Origin of the sequence: Asaia platycodi JCM 25414, from assembly GCF_000614545.1 — a bacterium.
Classification (GTDB): domain Bacteria; phylum Pseudomonadota; class Alphaproteobacteria; order Acetobacterales; family Acetobacteraceae; genus Asaia; species Asaia platycodi.
The window spans coordinates 54,793-69,373 of sequence record NZ_BAKW01000015.1 but is presented as its reverse complement, the minus strand read 5'-3'; the positions used below and the strand labels follow the sequence as shown (position 1 = coordinate 69,373).

Genomic DNA, 14,581 nt, shown 5'->3' with positions numbered 1-14,581 from the left:
TGTCAGGCGGCGCGCGCCGCAGCCAGATGCCAGGTCGAAGGAGGCAGGTCGTGACCGCTTTCGCTTTCGAACTGCCATAGATCCGAAAACTCCGTGACTGACTCAGTGCCGATCAAGGCTGGCCATCGACGTCGTTGAGAATGCTGATCTGACGCGACACGATCTGCACATCAATCCGGGCTTTTTCATGACCGTTGATACGGCTGAAAAACGCGTCGACAATTGCCAGACTGTTGATCCCCACAATCTCGGTACGCTGCTTTTGCTGCGCCGCCTCACGGGCAATGATAGCCGCCTCGAACCCGACAAACGCTTCCGGGCTGAGATATGTACGCAGCGCGTTACGATCACCCTCTGCAAAGGCGGCCACGACAGCGCGAAACGCCTTCTGTGCATTTTGCAGAAACGTGTCCGACTTGAAGCCAGGCTGCGACACGGCAATCTCGCCCAGGATCTGACCAACGCGCGTGCCAGGCTGCGGAATATCGAAGCGCGCGCTGGGCTCCTCGATCACAGGCTGAGGGGCATCGGCTTTCTCCTGCCCACGCGGCATGGGCACAGACCCCGCAGCCTGTGGTCCCCCGATATCGACACGCCGACCGAGCACGGCGCGAAGCCGCCAGACCAGCACGAGACTCAACAACGCAAAGATGACGATGTCGTACGGAATGTTCTCTAGAAAGGACATCAGGGTTTCAGCTTCTTGCTATTCTTGATCTCGACGGGCATGGACCTTGGTAAAGCGGCTTCTCCGGCCACACAACACCTTCGCGCGCGTTCGGACCCAGATCATGGTCACAATCGTGCAGGAATTGACGAAGAGTTGGCGTGTGAGGGGGATCATGCTACCGGCTTGAAGGCACGAAATGCAGTCGATTTCGGCTGTGTGTAATACGACTCTGATTGCGAGGCTCCATGTCCGATACCGCCCAGAACCCGGCAACCGAGCAGGGCAACCCGCCTGCCCTGCCCCTGTCGGTCAACCTGCAATACACCAAGGATCTCTCGTTCGAGGTTCCGGCAGGTGCCGCAATTTTCGCAACCCTTCGCTCGGCACCGCAGATCTCCGTCAATATCGATGTGCAGGCTAATCGTCTCGAAGAGGCACAGCCGGTTTTCGAAGTCGCACTGGCGATCCGCGCCGAAGCTACGGAATCACCTGAAACCGAAGGTGGCCAGCCCGGCCGCACGGTATTCATCGCCGAGCTGACCTACGCCGCCATCGTCACCCTGACCGATGCCCCGGCGGAGCTCGTCGAGCCGATCCTGCTCGTCGAAGTACCCCGCCTGATCTTCTTATGTGCGGAGCATCATCAGCGACGTTACGCGTGACGGCGGCTTCCCACCGATCGTGCTGCAGCCGATCGATTTCGTTGCACTGTGGCAGGCCAAACGCGCCCAGCAGTTCCCCGAGACCGCAGGCAACGCCTGAAACGACTTGCACTGCCGAACCTGCGTTCGGCAGTGCGCTCGTTAAAAGTCTTAGCACAAAGGAAGTGTCTGACCGAGCCAGACGCTCGCCCACATGACTCATATCGAGCAAAATCTTAGCGTCAGCCGGTTCCGTCCAGCTCAGCTCCTTCCTATGGCGCTAGCATCGCGCTGTCGCTCAACTAGCAATATCGCCACCCGTCAGAGCCAGAGCCCGGTTACGCAGAGCGGGCCGCTTGAGGCGCCAGCGCTTCGCAAGAAATAGGCATTATCAAGCTGCGACCACAAAGCTTTTTTGATGGCTCAACCGACCTTGCATTCAAAGCACCGGTGGAGCTGCCCGCCTCTTATCGGGCCGGGTAGGGGCAAGACAGAGAACACAATTCAGAAAGCAGTTAGCGTGCGTACGCTGCTGCCATAATCGCGGGGCTCATCAACGTTCCAATCAACTGATTAAGCTTGTAGAAACGATTGATTTTGGCATTCGCAATGAGGATGACGTCTTTCGTCTTCATCGGGATTTCCTGAGCCAGGAAGTAATTATTCGGCTCCATCATATCGAGCTTGTAGACAACTGGAACACCAAGAGGGGTCGCTGGGGTCTTGATGCCGAGACGTTGGGCCACAACTGTGTCTTCAAACCGGAAAAGAAAAGCTGCATTGGGATCTGCACGATTATCGTTCGGTCCGCCAACACGTGCAAGAGCTTCTGCGAAAGACACTCTGGGCGATTTGAATGGTGTCTCGGTCGCTTCCTTACCTGCGGCGCCGAACACAGTATAGCTTCTCGGCTGATAGATGACATGAATCCTGTCACCGGGCCGCGCACGAATATCTTCATGCGGTACTGTTTCAAGAGTGCCCAGATCGGTAGCTCCGGTCCGTTCGCCTCTCACAAGCTGAACATGTGTATCTTCAGGCGGGTAGATTGCACCGCCCGAAATCGCCACCAGATCCGACAGGCGCTCCTGAGCAGTGCTCAGAACGACTCTTCCGGGTTTGTGAACTTCACCTGATACGATAACAGTGTTGGCAATATCACTCGAAATACGGACCATGACCTGCGGATTTTGCGATTTACTCAGCAGGCTTTGGCGAATGTTTTCTGCGAGAGCCTGCGGCGTTAGCCCCGCTGCACGCAGTCGCCCGACATAAGGGATAACGATCGTCCCATCTGATTCGACCTGGGTCGGTGGCAGGCTTTGATTGCTCACAGCGGTTGACGGTCCAGACGAGGAAGTCGCCTCCGCCCCAGCGGCAGCGGAGCTCCCACTGGCGCTGAACAGACCTGCGCCCAGTTCAAAAACCGTGATGGTCAGCATATCGCCAGCGCCAATCCGATCATTATGCGCGATCGGATTATCTGAACTATCGAGGCTCGAGATGAGGGGTGGCACTTCCGAAGCCAGCATGGAAGCAATTTGAGGTGTAACAGACAGGATCTCGAACTGAAGCGGATTATGCGCAGGGTCCTTTTCCGCTTTCAGGACGCCTTGCTCGGTTGGACCGCTATCGGGAATGGCACTGCACGCGTTCAACGCCAGCATCGACACGCAGGTGGCGCCAGCGAAGAGCTTCCTCATGCCGCGTGCAAGACCATGGCGGCGCAAAGTAAATCCAGAATGCATTAGCCGTCAGGCCTTTCGATGAAGCGCAGAAGTATAGAGAATATCAAGACGTTCGCGATAGGAAGCGATGTTGAAACGTTCAGCCTGCTGTCTGCCCGCCACAGCGAGGCGACCGCACAGGGCATCGTCCTGGTCCAGTTGGAAAATGGCCGCGGCAATTGCGTCCACGTCATAAGCATCGGTTTGCAGGGCTGCGTCTCCGCCGATTTCGGGCAGGGCGCCCTCACGTGAAATCAGGCTGGCACACCAAAATTCATAGCTTCCAGCACAGGCAGGCCAAACCCCTCGCATAGCGATGGAAATAACACCGCTCGCGCAAGACGCAACAGCGAAAACAGCGTACGCTCCGGCAGATAGTCAATGCTAACGATACGTCCAGCAGCAATTCCACGCTCGAGATAACGCAGTTCCCTCTCCGATTTCCAGGCCATGGCGCCAACCAGTACCAGCCGTCGCGAACAGCCTGACGCGAGAAATCCTTCTATCAGCCTGCCGATATTCTTCTTTGGCTCCAGCGACCCGAAAAACATGAAGTAGCTGGCAGGCTCGAGGCCGAAATCCGCCATTATTTCGGCTTCGCATTGTTCTCTAGTGCGGGCAAGAATGTGCGAGGCAGTCCGAAAAGACTGATAGGTATTATGAAGCTTGCCTTCAACAGAGGGAAAAAAGGAGAGGATATCCTTCTTAGACGCCTCGGACACGGTACAGAGAGTATCTGCATTCTTACAGACAGCGTCGATCAGGCGATGGTAATAAGGCTTGTCGTCAAGCGTCGTATACGGCAGCCGCAAAGGAACGAGGTCGTGCAGTGTATAAATGTTGGCTGCACCCTCGAGCCGCACCGGCAAGGGATATGTCCAGTGCATGACCGCTGGTGGTGCCTTCATACGGATAGACGTCATCCGGCCGGTCCGTCTGAAATGTCTGGCAGCACGTTGGAACAGGTTTTCTGCATTGAACAGCCGATCAAACACCGGCAACCGGTCGCCAAATGGGCGCAGATCGACGCGCCCGGATATTTCCATTTCATGGACTCGGGGCACGCGAAGATCTGCCTTACGATCTCTTATCCACCTCTTTGAAAAAGGCGTCGCGCGACGCGATGGCTCGGCATGGTCGAGACGATCAAAGAAACGCACCTCGCGCAGTTCATCGGATGAACTGCTCAAAACATCAAGACCATAAAGGACATCAACCGGGTGCCCCATTTCCATGAGGACATGGCTGAGCGTACGCGCATAAGTGGCGACCCCGGTACCTTTTCCGAGGCTGAGATTGAACCCGTCGATACCAACTCGGAACGCGGAAGGGGTTGTCACAGATGTCATGCTTCCTGCTCGGCTCAAGGTTGGCCGTGTATAAAGACAAAATAGGATTCAGGTCAAAATCAATGCCCGGTGATGTCGGAGTAGAAAGATCCTAGCCGCTCTGCATAAGCCTTCAGTGTGAATGCCCGTGAACGCGCGTAACCGGCTTCTACGAGCCTGCTTGCAAGTGCATCGTCACTCCCTACTTTTGAAAGAGCATGCGCGAGAGCCGCAACATTGAACGGATCAACCAGATAGGCGCTGCCGCCCGCTATCTCTTCTGTCGCATGCCCCAGACTGGTAATGACAGGGGTCCCGAGGGTCATCGCCTCAGCGATCGGCAGCCCGAAACCCTCAGCAAGAGACGGGAAAAACACGCAACGTGCCTCCTGAATGGCGCGAACCAGAGAAGCGCGGCTGCACCAAGGCAAGATCTGCACGCGTTCCGGAGCTGGATGCTCCGCCAGAGCCGCCATCTCCTCTGCAGCGCCGAAACCCTGCTTGCCAATCAGGACGAGGGAGCGATGCGACCCGGAAAGACCATGGGCTCTGATCATGCGACCGATATTCTTGCGTCGCTCGAGAAGACCGAAATAGAGGAAACTGCCTGGCGGGCATATCCCAACCTCGCGGCGCGCTTCGGCCAGAAGCGACGGCGAAAAAGACACAGGCTGCGACAGGTTCACGACCTTGCTAGCCGGATAAGCCAGATGCTCGATAATATCGTTACGAACCGCGTTGGACACGGTCACGATCGCCGCAGCGGCATCGCCGCACCGCTTGAGACGACGAAGCATGCGGCTCGCACTCGAACCACACAGCTCGGGCTGCAGCAAAGGTATCAGGTCGTGCATTGTCACGACATTCGGGATCTCAGGCCACATGATCGGGAGAGGACAAGTCCAGTGCATGATCACGGGCGGCCTGGCATGAGTGACGTAAAGCGGTCGTTCGCTCAGCCGGAGGCGATCTCTTACCTCAGCGGCACGATAGAGATCCCTGCCCGTATAACCATCAATGGCGCTCCTGAGCGGACACTCAGAACGCAGACTTCGGACCAGCCTGGAAAGACGCGAACCCAAGGCATGATTACCTGCATGCTGAGCTGCATCATCATGCAGCCATTGGGGCGGGAGACCGACCAGACGGCACGCCTCGGCAAGCAGGGTGGCATAAGTCGCAATACCCGTCCCACCCGGGCGTCCGGTATTGCGGGTATCAATTCCTACACCCATCTTCAGGACGAGCGGCGGGACTTCGTGTGAAAAATCGAGTCCCAGAACGTCGTGCTTACCGCGAAATTCTTATCAGGCACCGAATAGTGGTGGATGAGATGATGTCTTTTCAGACGGAGAAAGGGGCTCCAGGTAAAGCCCCATTGATGGCAGGCGTAATGAACCAGATCGTAAAAAACGTATCCCACCAAGAACCCACCGAAATAAGCCGTGCCTACCTTGCCGGCCAAAGTGTATGAAGCCCACCATAGCAGAACTGCGATGGGTATCGTCACGACCAAGGGCATCATGTTTCGTAGCTTGTCCTTCGGCAATTCATGATGATTGCCATGGATCAGAAAGACAAATTTCCGTCCGATTTCAGACGAGAATCTGAAATGAAACAGGAAACGGTGAGCCAGATACTCGGTGAGCGTCCAGGCAAGGAAACCCACGACATAAGCGAACACTAGGCCGGTTAGAGACTGAGGCAGAGCCTCGACAAGCAGAGCGATGATGAAGCCAGTCCAGACCGGCAGGTACACGTAGATCGGCATATAAGTCAGGGACTCGAGCCAAGCATTTTTGAAAAGTCTAACAGTCATGCCTGGATCCCTTCTGCGATGGGTCTCTCCTCAATGGAACAGCTTTCTTCTTCGGCCTGCGAACGAACACAGCATCGTTTATTCTGCTGCTCGAGGCAACCGTCAACACGGCAATCAAGAACCCGAAGACCAAAAACTTGACAGAAATAAATAGAAAGCATGACGAAACGAGAAAGACGGATTCTAAGCGTTGCGCCCTGTTTCCAATCAGCGTCGACTTTTCGTCTCAGCTGCGCCTAAAAAGCCCTTTGCTCTTTCTGACCGCAGAGCCAAGCAGCTTCGCTGTCCCTGAGCGAAACCAGACCCTACTTCTCGACTAAAGGGAGGGCCGACTTCTCTGCCACCAAACCGCAAAGGCAGACCTGGTCGGCGATCCTCTCACATCGATTCTCGTCAGGGCGGCACGGCGCTTTTGCCCGAAAAAATGTGAATGGATATCTAGTAAGAAGAACACAAGCCCTTACCAGCTCGATCGAAAGAGCATTCTGGCGCTCACTTCCTGATCGCGGCTACGGCCCGGGCTCCGCCAAGGCTCGGAGCTGACCGGTATCGTGCCCGCGCAACGTTTGTTCTTCCTACGCCTTGCCGGAGAATTGCTGATAGTCTTTTGAAAGACGCCCTCACCCGTGGGTCGAGTTGCCCAAAGTTACGAGCGAACAAACAGAAAGCATCTTTCAACAAGACCGATTATGTTCGAAATCGAACAGCAGGGCTATCAGGCAGTTACGTCTGAATTCCTTCTGATGGGAAAGGTTTTAGTTTTACATGAAGATTGCAGAGTGGATGGCGCAATCCGGTGTCGCCTTCGGCACGAGTGGCGCCCGAGGCCTGGTCACAGCGATGACAGACGCGGTTTGTTACGCGTATACGGTGGGGTATCTCAAACATCTGAGCTCGGTTGGAGAGTTCGCGCCGGGCGTTGCTGTGGCCATTGCCGGCGATTTGCGTCCTAGCACGCCCCGCATCATGCGCGCCTGCGTTGCTGCAGTAATTCAGATGAAGGGTGAGGCAGTTTTCTGCGGCCAGGTTCCGACACCCGCCCTGTGTCGCCATGCGTTTTCCCAAGGCATTCCTTCTCTCATGGTGACCGGCAGTCATATTCCATCTGACCGCAACGGCATCAAATTCAACCGCGCCCATGGTGAGTTTCTAAAGCCCGACGAAACGGCGATGCGCGAGCAGGACGTCGATCTGCCTGCAGGATGGTTCGATACAGCCGGCACCCTAATCGCCGATATCACTCCCCCTGAGGCTTTCGATGTCGTACCGGACTACGTCACGCGTTACAGAGAATTCTTCGGACCCGAGGCACTCTCCGGCCTCAAACTGGGTATTTATCAGCACTCGGCTGTCGGACGAGACGTCCTGGCGCAAATCGTTACGGCACTCGGCGGCCTAGCGGTACCCTTGGGACGTTCCGACATTTTCATTCCGGTCGACACCGAAGCCGTGCGCCCGGAGGATGAAACGCTCGCGCGCGTGTGGAGTGCACAACACACGCTAGACGCCATTCTGACCACCGATGGCGACTCAGATCGCCCATTATTGGCAGATGAAGCCGGAAACTGGCTAAGAGGCGATGTCCTTGGTATCGTGACCGCGCAGTTTCTGGGCGCTGCTTCCGTCACTACGCCCGTGAGCAGTAACACGGCTCTTGAAAAATCGGGGTTCGCTCAAGAGGTTCACCGCACACGAATCGGCTCACCATTTGTGGTGGAGAGCATGACGCAAGCCGCACTCATGGGGGTTGTTCCCTCGGTTGGATACGAGGCGAATGGTGGATTTCTACTTGCAAGCCCGGTGACACTCGAAGGGCGCATGATACCTTCCTTGCCGACGCGAGACGCAGTACTTCCCATGCTGTGCGCCCTGGTGAGTGCGCGTCAGTCCGGGTGCACGCTTGGCGTCCTGATACGCAAATTACCGCCGCGTTTCACCCTGAGCGACCGCCTCGCAGAAATTCCAACCGTCATAAGCCAGGCAAAGATTGAAACTCTTCGCGCCGCGCCCGAAGAAGTCGCAAAATCTCTGGGTTTTCTGACTGCTTGCGGTCCTTTGTTGCTTGTCGATGAGACGGACGGTGTGCGCATGACTTTCGAAAATGGCGAGAATATTCATCTACGCCCATCGGGCAATGCTCCTGAACTTCGCGTCTATGTAGAAGCGGACACTCAAGAGCGCGCCGGGGAGTTGCTCGCTATCGGACTAGCTGCTGTCAGTTCGTGGAAACAAGATTGACCTCTGCGAACATCCGGGCCTTCACCGGCCCGGATGACGCTGGGCGACGAAGCTCTCTATATGGCCGAGAGCAATCCCGACACTTTCTGGCCAGTCGATAAATCTTCGAACGGGTGGGACCGAGTTGTGAGCTTCATCTATTGTCATTCTCGTCAATAATATGATCTGGCGCATCCAATTCAAACCATCGAGTGGATCAATATAGTGCGCGGCATCTCCGCCAATTTCACGGAAGACAGGGATATCGGAGCACAGCACTGGGGTACCTAGCGCAAGGGCTTCAGCCAGAGGAAGCCCGAACCCCTCCGTGAATGACGGAAACAGTAGCGCATGAGCCCCACGCAACAGCCTGACAACTTCAGTATCGGGCAAAGAATTATACTCTTGTACGCTCCCCTTCAGGCTCGGACAACGCTCAAGCATATCTAGGACCTGCTCATTTTCCCAACCACGTTTACCAACAATGATCAGCCTCGGCGCCGCATCCCCATGGATTTCAATGAGTCTCCGCCAGATATTGAGTAGTAGAAGATGGTTTTTCCGTGCCTCGATCGTGCTTAAATAGATGAAATAAGGTTTTTGGGTCGCTCGATCTTGTGATGAGACATCATCCTCAAGGGCTTTAAGATTGACGCCGTGCGGAACCGGCCAGACAGGTAGATTCTTCCTGTCTGCGGAAATGATGTGGTGCTCCAGCGAGGCGCGTACGGCGCGCGATGGTGTCAAAACCGCATCTGCATAACGCAATACTGTATCTATACGCCGCTTGTGACGTTCAAATTCTCTCGGCCGAGAATATTCAGGATACTCGAGCGGAATCAAATCATGCACCATCGGTACGAATATAGTGCTTGGCCGACGCTTTATTGCGGTCTCGATCACTGCAGGCCTTACAAGATGGTGATGAGAGACATGAAGGTAGACACGCGCCTGAGATGCCGCGGGTTGCCTTGCGTCTCTTCGCACCAGCCTCGGCATGAGGAGGCGAGCCCGCAGACGCGAGGCTAATCGCGATACCGCCGTTTCGGTACCCGTGCCCCGGTCCCAAAAATTGCCTATTGCAGTGATAAAGTCACTAGCTTCAAAAAACGGCAAAGCAGAAAATCGCCCCAAAGGATGCATTGCCGCAAGTTCAAGTCGCTCTGGTGCCTCCTGCAGTAGATATCGAGCGTATTCCAGTTCAACACGGTCGATCCCGGTAGGAACCAGTGCCTTGGAGCGCGACAGTAACCTGGAGATATCGAGCGTGTAGAAAGGCCGCGTTGGCGCGAGAAAAGAACTCATGTCGGCAATTGTCGCGTTACCGGGATGACATTCTTCAACTGGCTGGGATTATGCGCAAGCTCACGTCTCAGCGCCTCTCTGCGTTGCATCTCAGCGCGTGAAGCCGCAGCAAAATCAAGCGGGCTATGATTCGTCAGACGCTCAATTGCGCTATCAACGAGTTTGTCGATCCCCTCATCCGAAAAGAACCCCCCCGGAATCAAGCAGCGATCTATGAGTACACGACGATAAGCCGTGAAAATGGCACGATCCGGCTTACCAGGATCGCCCCAGAATTCCTCCAGCGTCCCCTGAAAGGTGATTCCAGGCAGGCTGTAGACTGCGTCACCCAATGTAATGACTGGCTTGCCCTCCGCCAGAGCCAGGGTGCCGGTCGTGCTATTGATCGTAATGACACCCATCGCGCGACGCACCAGTTCAGCTATGTCACCGGTTTCGAAGTAATCCACCCGATCCGCAACACCATAGGCTGCCGCCTGCAAGGCCACTTCGTTCCGCCAGTTGCGAATGTTGTTATCAAGCGGATGCTCTTTGATGGCCAGACGCAGGCCATGCGGGGCGTGTGCAGCAAATGAGGCGATAACCGCGCGAATGGCCTCCGCCATACCGCTGAAGCTGGAGTGCAGGCGTACCTGGGCATCCGCGTCCAGTTGCAGCGGGAACAGCATGAACGGCGCCTCTGCCTGCCGTAGCTTTTCCAGTGTATCCTGCGTTCGCTGAGCGCGTTCTTTCTTTGCGAGAAGCTTGCGAAGCCATCCCATCCCTTCCGTCAGGGGATGCCAGGGCCTGTAATTATCCCAGTGTCGGTAATACCAGCGTGAGAGAAGATCAGCCGTATTATACGCCAGCCCCTGGAGCGCTCTCGTCCTGAATGATGAGGGCACAGGGTGATGCTCAGGCGCAGGCGGAAGTTCCTGGGCTCGCTGCAAATAATATTGAGGGTCTCTAGGGAGGCTGGAATTGCCGTTGACGCCACCAAGCTCCAACGTCACCCAATCGGGGCGGATGTAGCCTTCTTCGAAAACATGTACTGGGATATGCAAGCGACTGCACACGGCTATCGCGGCACTATGCAACGGGCGACAGTCTCCGAAGAGCAACACGTCCGTGATCTCTCGTGTGGCAATAATCTGAGCCAGCGCATCGGGCCACTCATTAGGCCGCCCCGTGAAGTCAATTCCATTAGGCAAACGCCAAAACAAACGGTCTCCGCCGTTGAAATTGACCTTCCACACGCCGTAGCCATCGTCGCGTAGCGCCTTGCCGATCTTCCCGAAAAACGGTCCCATCAATCCTTGCAGGAGAAGGACATTGCGCTGAACACGCGGCGCAGCCTCTTGTTCGGCCACCTTTGGCAATTTCGCGGCGCTTTTCACAGTCTCAGTCTCGTTCACTCAAGGTCCCCGGCTTCGGAAAAGGAGACGAGACACATCCTGGAAGCCTTTTCTGGTCATTTTCGACATAACTCCCTGATATCGTCGCAAGCGCATCAGAAGCCCCGGACGCCACAATTCCGAAATCGGAAAACGTGAGATAAGTGTTTCGGGCCCGCATGGCAGTCGGTTAATGGGTCAATATAGCGCGGGTAAAGCAGCAATGTGGCAGCAACAAGCTGCTCCCTGTTAAGTTGCCTCGTCCGACGCGTAACCGGCTCGTGATCACGGGTAAGACCCCAACCTGCGTAGAAGGGCTGTCCGTAAGTAGTCACAGGCTTGCAACGCATGAGCGCTTCAAATCCGGCAAGCGATGTCAGGGTATGCACCTCATCGACCGCATCGAGCAGAGGCGCCATCGCGCTTTCCCTGCAGATCCGATCGGCAAACTCTAAAATCACGGAATCCGCGATCGCGCCCTTGCGATGACCGGCATCGACGTCAGGGTGGGGTCGATACACGATAAAGGCCTCAGGCTCTGATTCCCGGACGCGTCTCAGCAATTCGAGATTACCTCCCACACTTGCCCCCCCGAGAAGAACCGAAAGATCGTCAGCAACCTGCCCCGGCACGAGAATGACCTTGCGCCCTTTCGGCGCTTCGAGACTGGGGCTGGCGCCGCCATGAGCGTATTTGGACACAGCCAGGGTGACGATGGTCTCTATGAGACGCCCCGCTCGAGTCTGCAGATCAGGCCCGAGAGGGTGTGTGGCGAGAATTGACTCGAGATCACTCGGCGTTCGTGGGTCATAATAGACGCCCAGACGATCAACAATAATCGATGCAGGTGGAAGCATTCCGCTCCCCAGACCTGCGGAACGAATAAAGCCGTCTTCGACGCGATAAAGAGGAAGATGTGTAGACCTCGCAGCAGTTTCGAGCCCTCGCGGCATTCTGGTAGACCAGACTGCAATGCCGCCCCTGCCCCGGCGCGCGGCGGTAACGATCACCTTCGCGCTTCGTCTGAAGACAGGCTTTGGACGCCGGGAATCTGCGGTGGAGAAGAACTCGCCGATCCTTTTCCGTTTCCACCAAGCCATGCCGGAACAGACCGCTATCTCACGATTCTGCCGCAATATGTTTCGCCACTCAATCAGAAGCGTTGAAGCCGCTTCAACCGGAAAAGGCGCACCAGTATAAGGGCACTGATAATGCGTATAATCCAGAAGAAGCGCTACAGCTTTACCATGCGCATCAGGGTCGGGAAAATCGGGCCAGCCTCCCGACCGGCTCACGTTCCAGAGCGTCAGGCCGGACAAAGCCGCCAGCGCGACCAGGGACGAAACGATGCCAGCAAGCACAAACACTTCCTGTGCCGCACCCAGTAGAGATGACGGATTGACCGGCAGACACACGGCGGCGCCGCCTTCGACCACGACACGCTCACGCAATTTGCGCCAGTGCGGCGCAGTGTCTGGCAAAACCAGCAGTAAATCACCGGCCGGGCGACGGACTTTTACCGCGGCCCATAGAATCTCAGCGTCTTGCAGATTGCCAGGCGCACAAACGAGACATCTGCGTCGCACGGGTGAGTCGGGAGCCCAGAACGTTCCTCCGATTTGCTCCTGCAAAACGATTTGAACGATAGGGTCGTTAAGGCGATCGACCGGTCGTGGAACGATGTCGTTCCAGAGGCAATCGTTCTTACCCAGAACAGGCAGACGCGCGGCAAAAGGAGGAACCGACAGCAGGGCGGGAGCCAAACTCATATCCATGAGAGCTTTCGCATCTGCTCGGATCGCCCCTGGTCGACCGGAATGTTTCAGAAACTCGAACAGAGAACGACGCCCACAAAACGATATGCAAGGATAGCCCCCGCACGCTTGTCAGGTGAGGGCTGAGCTGTCAACACGAGAGCCAACCGATAAGAGTGACAATGCAACCTGAACCGAATTCCATTTTCTTCCCGTTCGAGACCCAGAAACTACCCTCATCGACTTGGATAAAAGGCGGCGTGCGCTCTTTTTTTCCAGAGGGCACCTTGCCGTGATCCTGCTCCTGAGCACGTTTTTCGCCGTTCTGGTCATAGCCTCGTCACTCGATCGCATGGCACAGCCCAATAAATACCCAACGCATCGTTCAACGTTTCTTCGGGCGCGCGCGATGGGGCTACCGTTCAGAGTGCTTCCACTCCTGCTGATATTTGGATGCGCTCTTGCTGTGACCGGGCGGGTACTCGGTGCGGGTGTGCTCAGCATCGTCGCAATAGCTCTTCTTGTTCTTGGCTCGAATCTCAAACGCGGCCTGCTCGACGAGCCACTGCTGTTCAGCGATGCCGTGTTGGTAAAAGCATGCTTCCAGCATCCGCGCTTCTATGTTGATGCCCTGCCTCTTCCCGCTCGCGTCGCAGTTCTGTCAGGACTATCGGCAACCGTTCTGACCGTGGGAGCCCTCTTCGTTTACGACCTCACGCATCTGACGCGTGCCGGTGGTTCGACCCTTTTACTGCGTATCATCGGTCTCTTATTCGGTGTCAGTTCGTTACTTCTTTTACATGAACTTGCACGCACGTCCCTGCCCCGCCGCCTCATGCCCCTGCCTGATTACAACGCTGCGATGCCGACGCACGGGTTTCTGGCGACAACGTCAATCAGCTGGTTACTCTGGCTGCAGGATCGGCACCGTCCCCTCTCGTCGCACAGCCGGGCAGCGCGGAGAGAACCGCCGCGGGAGAAAGCCCCGATCGTCGTCGTCATACAATGCGAGTCCTTCGCCGATCCGACGACTCTCATGCCAGCGAACGCGGGTCTGTCGCCCTTACCCAAGCTGGAGCAGCTACGCCAAACAGCACGACACTATGGCCGCCTGCATATGTCGGGCTTTGGCGCTTACACGATGCGTACGGAATACGGGGTACTCTTTGGCCATGAAGAGACCGAACTGGGCTTCAGACGCTTCGATCCCTATCTGAGTGCGCACTCGCATTTTCAAGATGCGCTTCCGAAAAGGCTCGAATCCCTCTTTGAAAACAGGATCTTCGTGCATCCTCACGACATGAGGTTTTACGCACGCGACCGACTTATGCCAGCCAGTGGTTTCACAACGCTGGTCGGGGCTAACGAATTCGAAGGCAAGGCAAAATGTGGGCCGCATATAAGCGACAGAAGCCTCGGGGAGCAACTCGTTGGCCTGATCGAAAATGCTATCCGCAACAATCAGAGCACCTTCATCTTCGCGGTTACCATAGAAAATCACGGGCCATGGCTGGAGGGTTGTCGGCCTATCTGGACCACGTAGCGCATGGGGACGCTCTTCTCGGCGTAATTCATGACGCTCTGGCGAAATGCGGACATCCTGCACTTCTAGCCTTTTATGGCGATCATCGCCCCACCATTCCGAACGCGGTCAGGCCCGGCAATGGAAGGCATACACCGTTTCTTATCTGCGAATTCGGGGGGGAATTTCAACGCCGCAATCCGAGCAGGACCTCACACCAGCGGG

Annotated in this window: 12 protein-coding genes and 1 pseudogene; 4 read left to right on the top strand and 9 right to left on the bottom strand. The window is 56.1% G+C overall.

The window, feature by feature from the left end:
• Positions 1 to 112 precede the first annotated feature (112 nt).
• On the bottom strand, positions 113 to 688 hold the full coding sequence (locus tag JCM25414_RS19650; RefSeq protein WP_051535851.1) for a Tim44/TimA family putative adaptor protein: 576 nt from the start codon (positions 686 to 688) through the stop codon (positions 113 to 115).
• 227 nt (positions 689 to 915) lie between these two features.
• Between JCM25414_RS19650 and secB the strand changes: the two are divergent.
• Positions 916 to 1,432: pseudogene (secB, locus tag JCM25414_RS19645) on the top strand (protein-export chaperone SecB).
• 394 nt (positions 1,433 to 1,826) lie between these two features.
• On the opposite strand, the gene JCM25414_RS11485 reads toward secB, so the two are convergent.
• From JCM25414_RS11485 to JCM25414_RS11475, 4 genes are all read right to left on the bottom strand, one after another.
• Positions 1,827 to 2,843: a polysaccharide biosynthesis/export family protein gene (locus JCM25414_RS11485; RefSeq protein ID WP_277911322.1), complete on the bottom strand. Its 1,017-nt coding sequence runs from the start codon at positions 2,841 to 2,843 to the stop codon at positions 1,827 to 1,829.
• Between the two features lie 222 nt (positions 2,844 to 3,065).
• Positions 3,066 to 3,227, bottom strand: a complete 162-nt coding sequence (locus JCM25414_RS25175) for a hypothetical protein (protein ID WP_242403536.1) — start codon at positions 3,225 to 3,227, stop codon at positions 3,066 to 3,068.
• Positions 3,228 to 3,292: 65 nt separating this feature from the next.
• Positions 3,293 to 4,378, bottom strand: a complete 1,086-nt coding sequence (locus JCM25414_RS19640) for a glycosyltransferase family 4 protein (RefSeq protein WP_242403535.1) — start codon at positions 4,376 to 4,378, stop codon at positions 3,293 to 3,295.
• Between the two features lie 68 nt (positions 4,379 to 4,446).
• Positions 4,447 to 5,325, bottom strand: coding sequence for a glycosyltransferase family 4 protein (locus JCM25414_RS11475; RefSeq protein WP_369346053.1), 879 nt, complete (start codon positions 5,323 to 5,325; stop codon positions 4,447 to 4,449).
• Here JCM25414_RS11475 and JCM25414_RS26670 point away from each other — a divergent pair.
• Complete coding sequence (locus JCM25414_RS26670) at positions 5,296 to 5,631, top strand: hypothetical protein (protein WP_369346054.1); 336 nt, start codon at positions 5,296 to 5,298, stop codon at positions 5,629 to 5,631. The two genes, JCM25414_RS11475 and JCM25414_RS26670, sit on opposite strands and share 30 nt — an antisense overlap.
• Here the strand turns inward: JCM25414_RS26670 and JCM25414_RS11470 are convergent.
• Positions 5,604 to 6,137 (bottom strand): sterol desaturase family protein, encoded by a 534-nt coding sequence (locus JCM25414_RS11470; RefSeq protein ID WP_159101758.1) that lies wholly within the window; start codon positions 6,135 to 6,137, stop codon positions 5,604 to 5,606. The genes JCM25414_RS26670 and JCM25414_RS11470 overlap by 28 nt on opposite strands.
• 831 nt (positions 6,138 to 6,968) lie before the next feature.
• Here JCM25414_RS11470 and JCM25414_RS11465 point away from each other — a divergent pair.
• Positions 6,969 to 8,423 (top strand): phosphomannomutase, encoded by a 1,455-nt coding sequence (locus tag JCM25414_RS11465; protein ID WP_025841733.1) that lies wholly within the window; start codon positions 6,969 to 6,971, stop codon positions 8,421 to 8,423.
• 21 nt (positions 8,424 to 8,444) lie between these two features.
• Here the strand turns inward: JCM25414_RS11465 and JCM25414_RS11460 are convergent, their stop codons facing one another.
• From JCM25414_RS11460 to JCM25414_RS19635, 3 genes are all read right to left on the bottom strand, one after another.
• Complete coding sequence (locus tag JCM25414_RS11460; RefSeq protein ID WP_025841732.1) at positions 8,445 to 9,707, bottom strand: glycosyltransferase family 4 protein; 1,263 nt, start codon at positions 9,705 to 9,707, stop codon at positions 8,445 to 8,447.
• Positions 9,704 to 10,996, bottom strand: coding sequence for a capsule biosynthesis protein (locus tag JCM25414_RS11455; protein ID WP_025841731.1), 1,293 nt, complete (start codon positions 10,994 to 10,996; stop codon positions 9,704 to 9,706). Before JCM25414_RS11455 ends, JCM25414_RS11460 begins: the two co-directional genes overlap by 4 nt.
• A 200-nt stretch (positions 10,997 to 11,196) precedes the next feature.
• Positions 11,197 to 12,849 carry a capsular polysaccharide export protein, LipB/KpsS family gene (locus tag JCM25414_RS19635; protein ID WP_159101757.1) on the bottom strand — a complete coding sequence of 551 codons (1,653 nt, stop codon included), beginning with the start codon at positions 12,847 to 12,849 and terminating at the stop codon, positions 11,197 to 11,199.
• 277 nt (positions 12,850 to 13,126) lie between these two features.
• Between JCM25414_RS19635 and JCM25414_RS19630 the strand changes: the two genes are divergently transcribed.
• The gene (locus JCM25414_RS19630; RefSeq protein ID WP_148301071.1) at positions 13,127 to 14,377 is read left to right on the top strand and encodes a sulfatase-like hydrolase/transferase; all 1,251 of its coding nucleotides are present in this window, start codon (positions 13,127 to 13,129) and stop codon (positions 14,375 to 14,377) included.
• Positions 14,378 to 14,581 lie beyond the last annotated feature (204 nt).

Excerpts from the sequence above, each read along its gene's own strand:
- JCM25414_RS11465 (WP_025841733.1), top strand. The coding sequence starts at position 6,969 with ATGGCGCAATCCGGTGTCGCCTTCGGCACGAGTGGCGCCCGAGGCCTG.
- JCM25414_RS11485 (WP_277911322.1), bottom strand. The coding sequence starts at position 2,843 with ATGCTGGCTTCGGAAGTGCCACCCCTCATCTCGAGCCTCGATAGTTCA.
- JCM25414_RS19635 (WP_159101757.1), bottom strand. The coding sequence starts at position 12,849 with ATGAGTTTGGCTCCCGCCCTGCTGTCGGTTCCTCCTTTTGCCGCGCGT.
- JCM25414_RS11455 (WP_025841731.1), bottom strand. The coding sequence starts at position 10,996 with ATGGGACCGTTTTTCGGGAAGATCGGCAAGGCGCTACGCGACGATGGC.
- JCM25414_RS11460 (WP_025841732.1), bottom strand. The coding sequence starts at position 9,707 with ATGAGTTCTTTTCTCGCGCCAACGCGGCCTTTCTACACGCTCGATATC.
- JCM25414_RS19650 (WP_051535851.1), bottom strand. The coding sequence starts at position 688 with ATGTCCTTTCTAGAGAACATTCCGTACGACATCGTCATCTTTGCGTTG.
- JCM25414_RS11470 (WP_159101758.1), bottom strand. The coding sequence starts at position 6,137 with ATGCCGATCTACGTGTACCTGCCGGTCTGGACTGGCTTCATCATCGCT.
- JCM25414_RS26670 (WP_369346054.1), top strand. The coding sequence starts at position 5,296 with ATGAGTGACGTAAAGCGGTCGTTCGCTCAGCCGGAGGCGATCTCTTAC.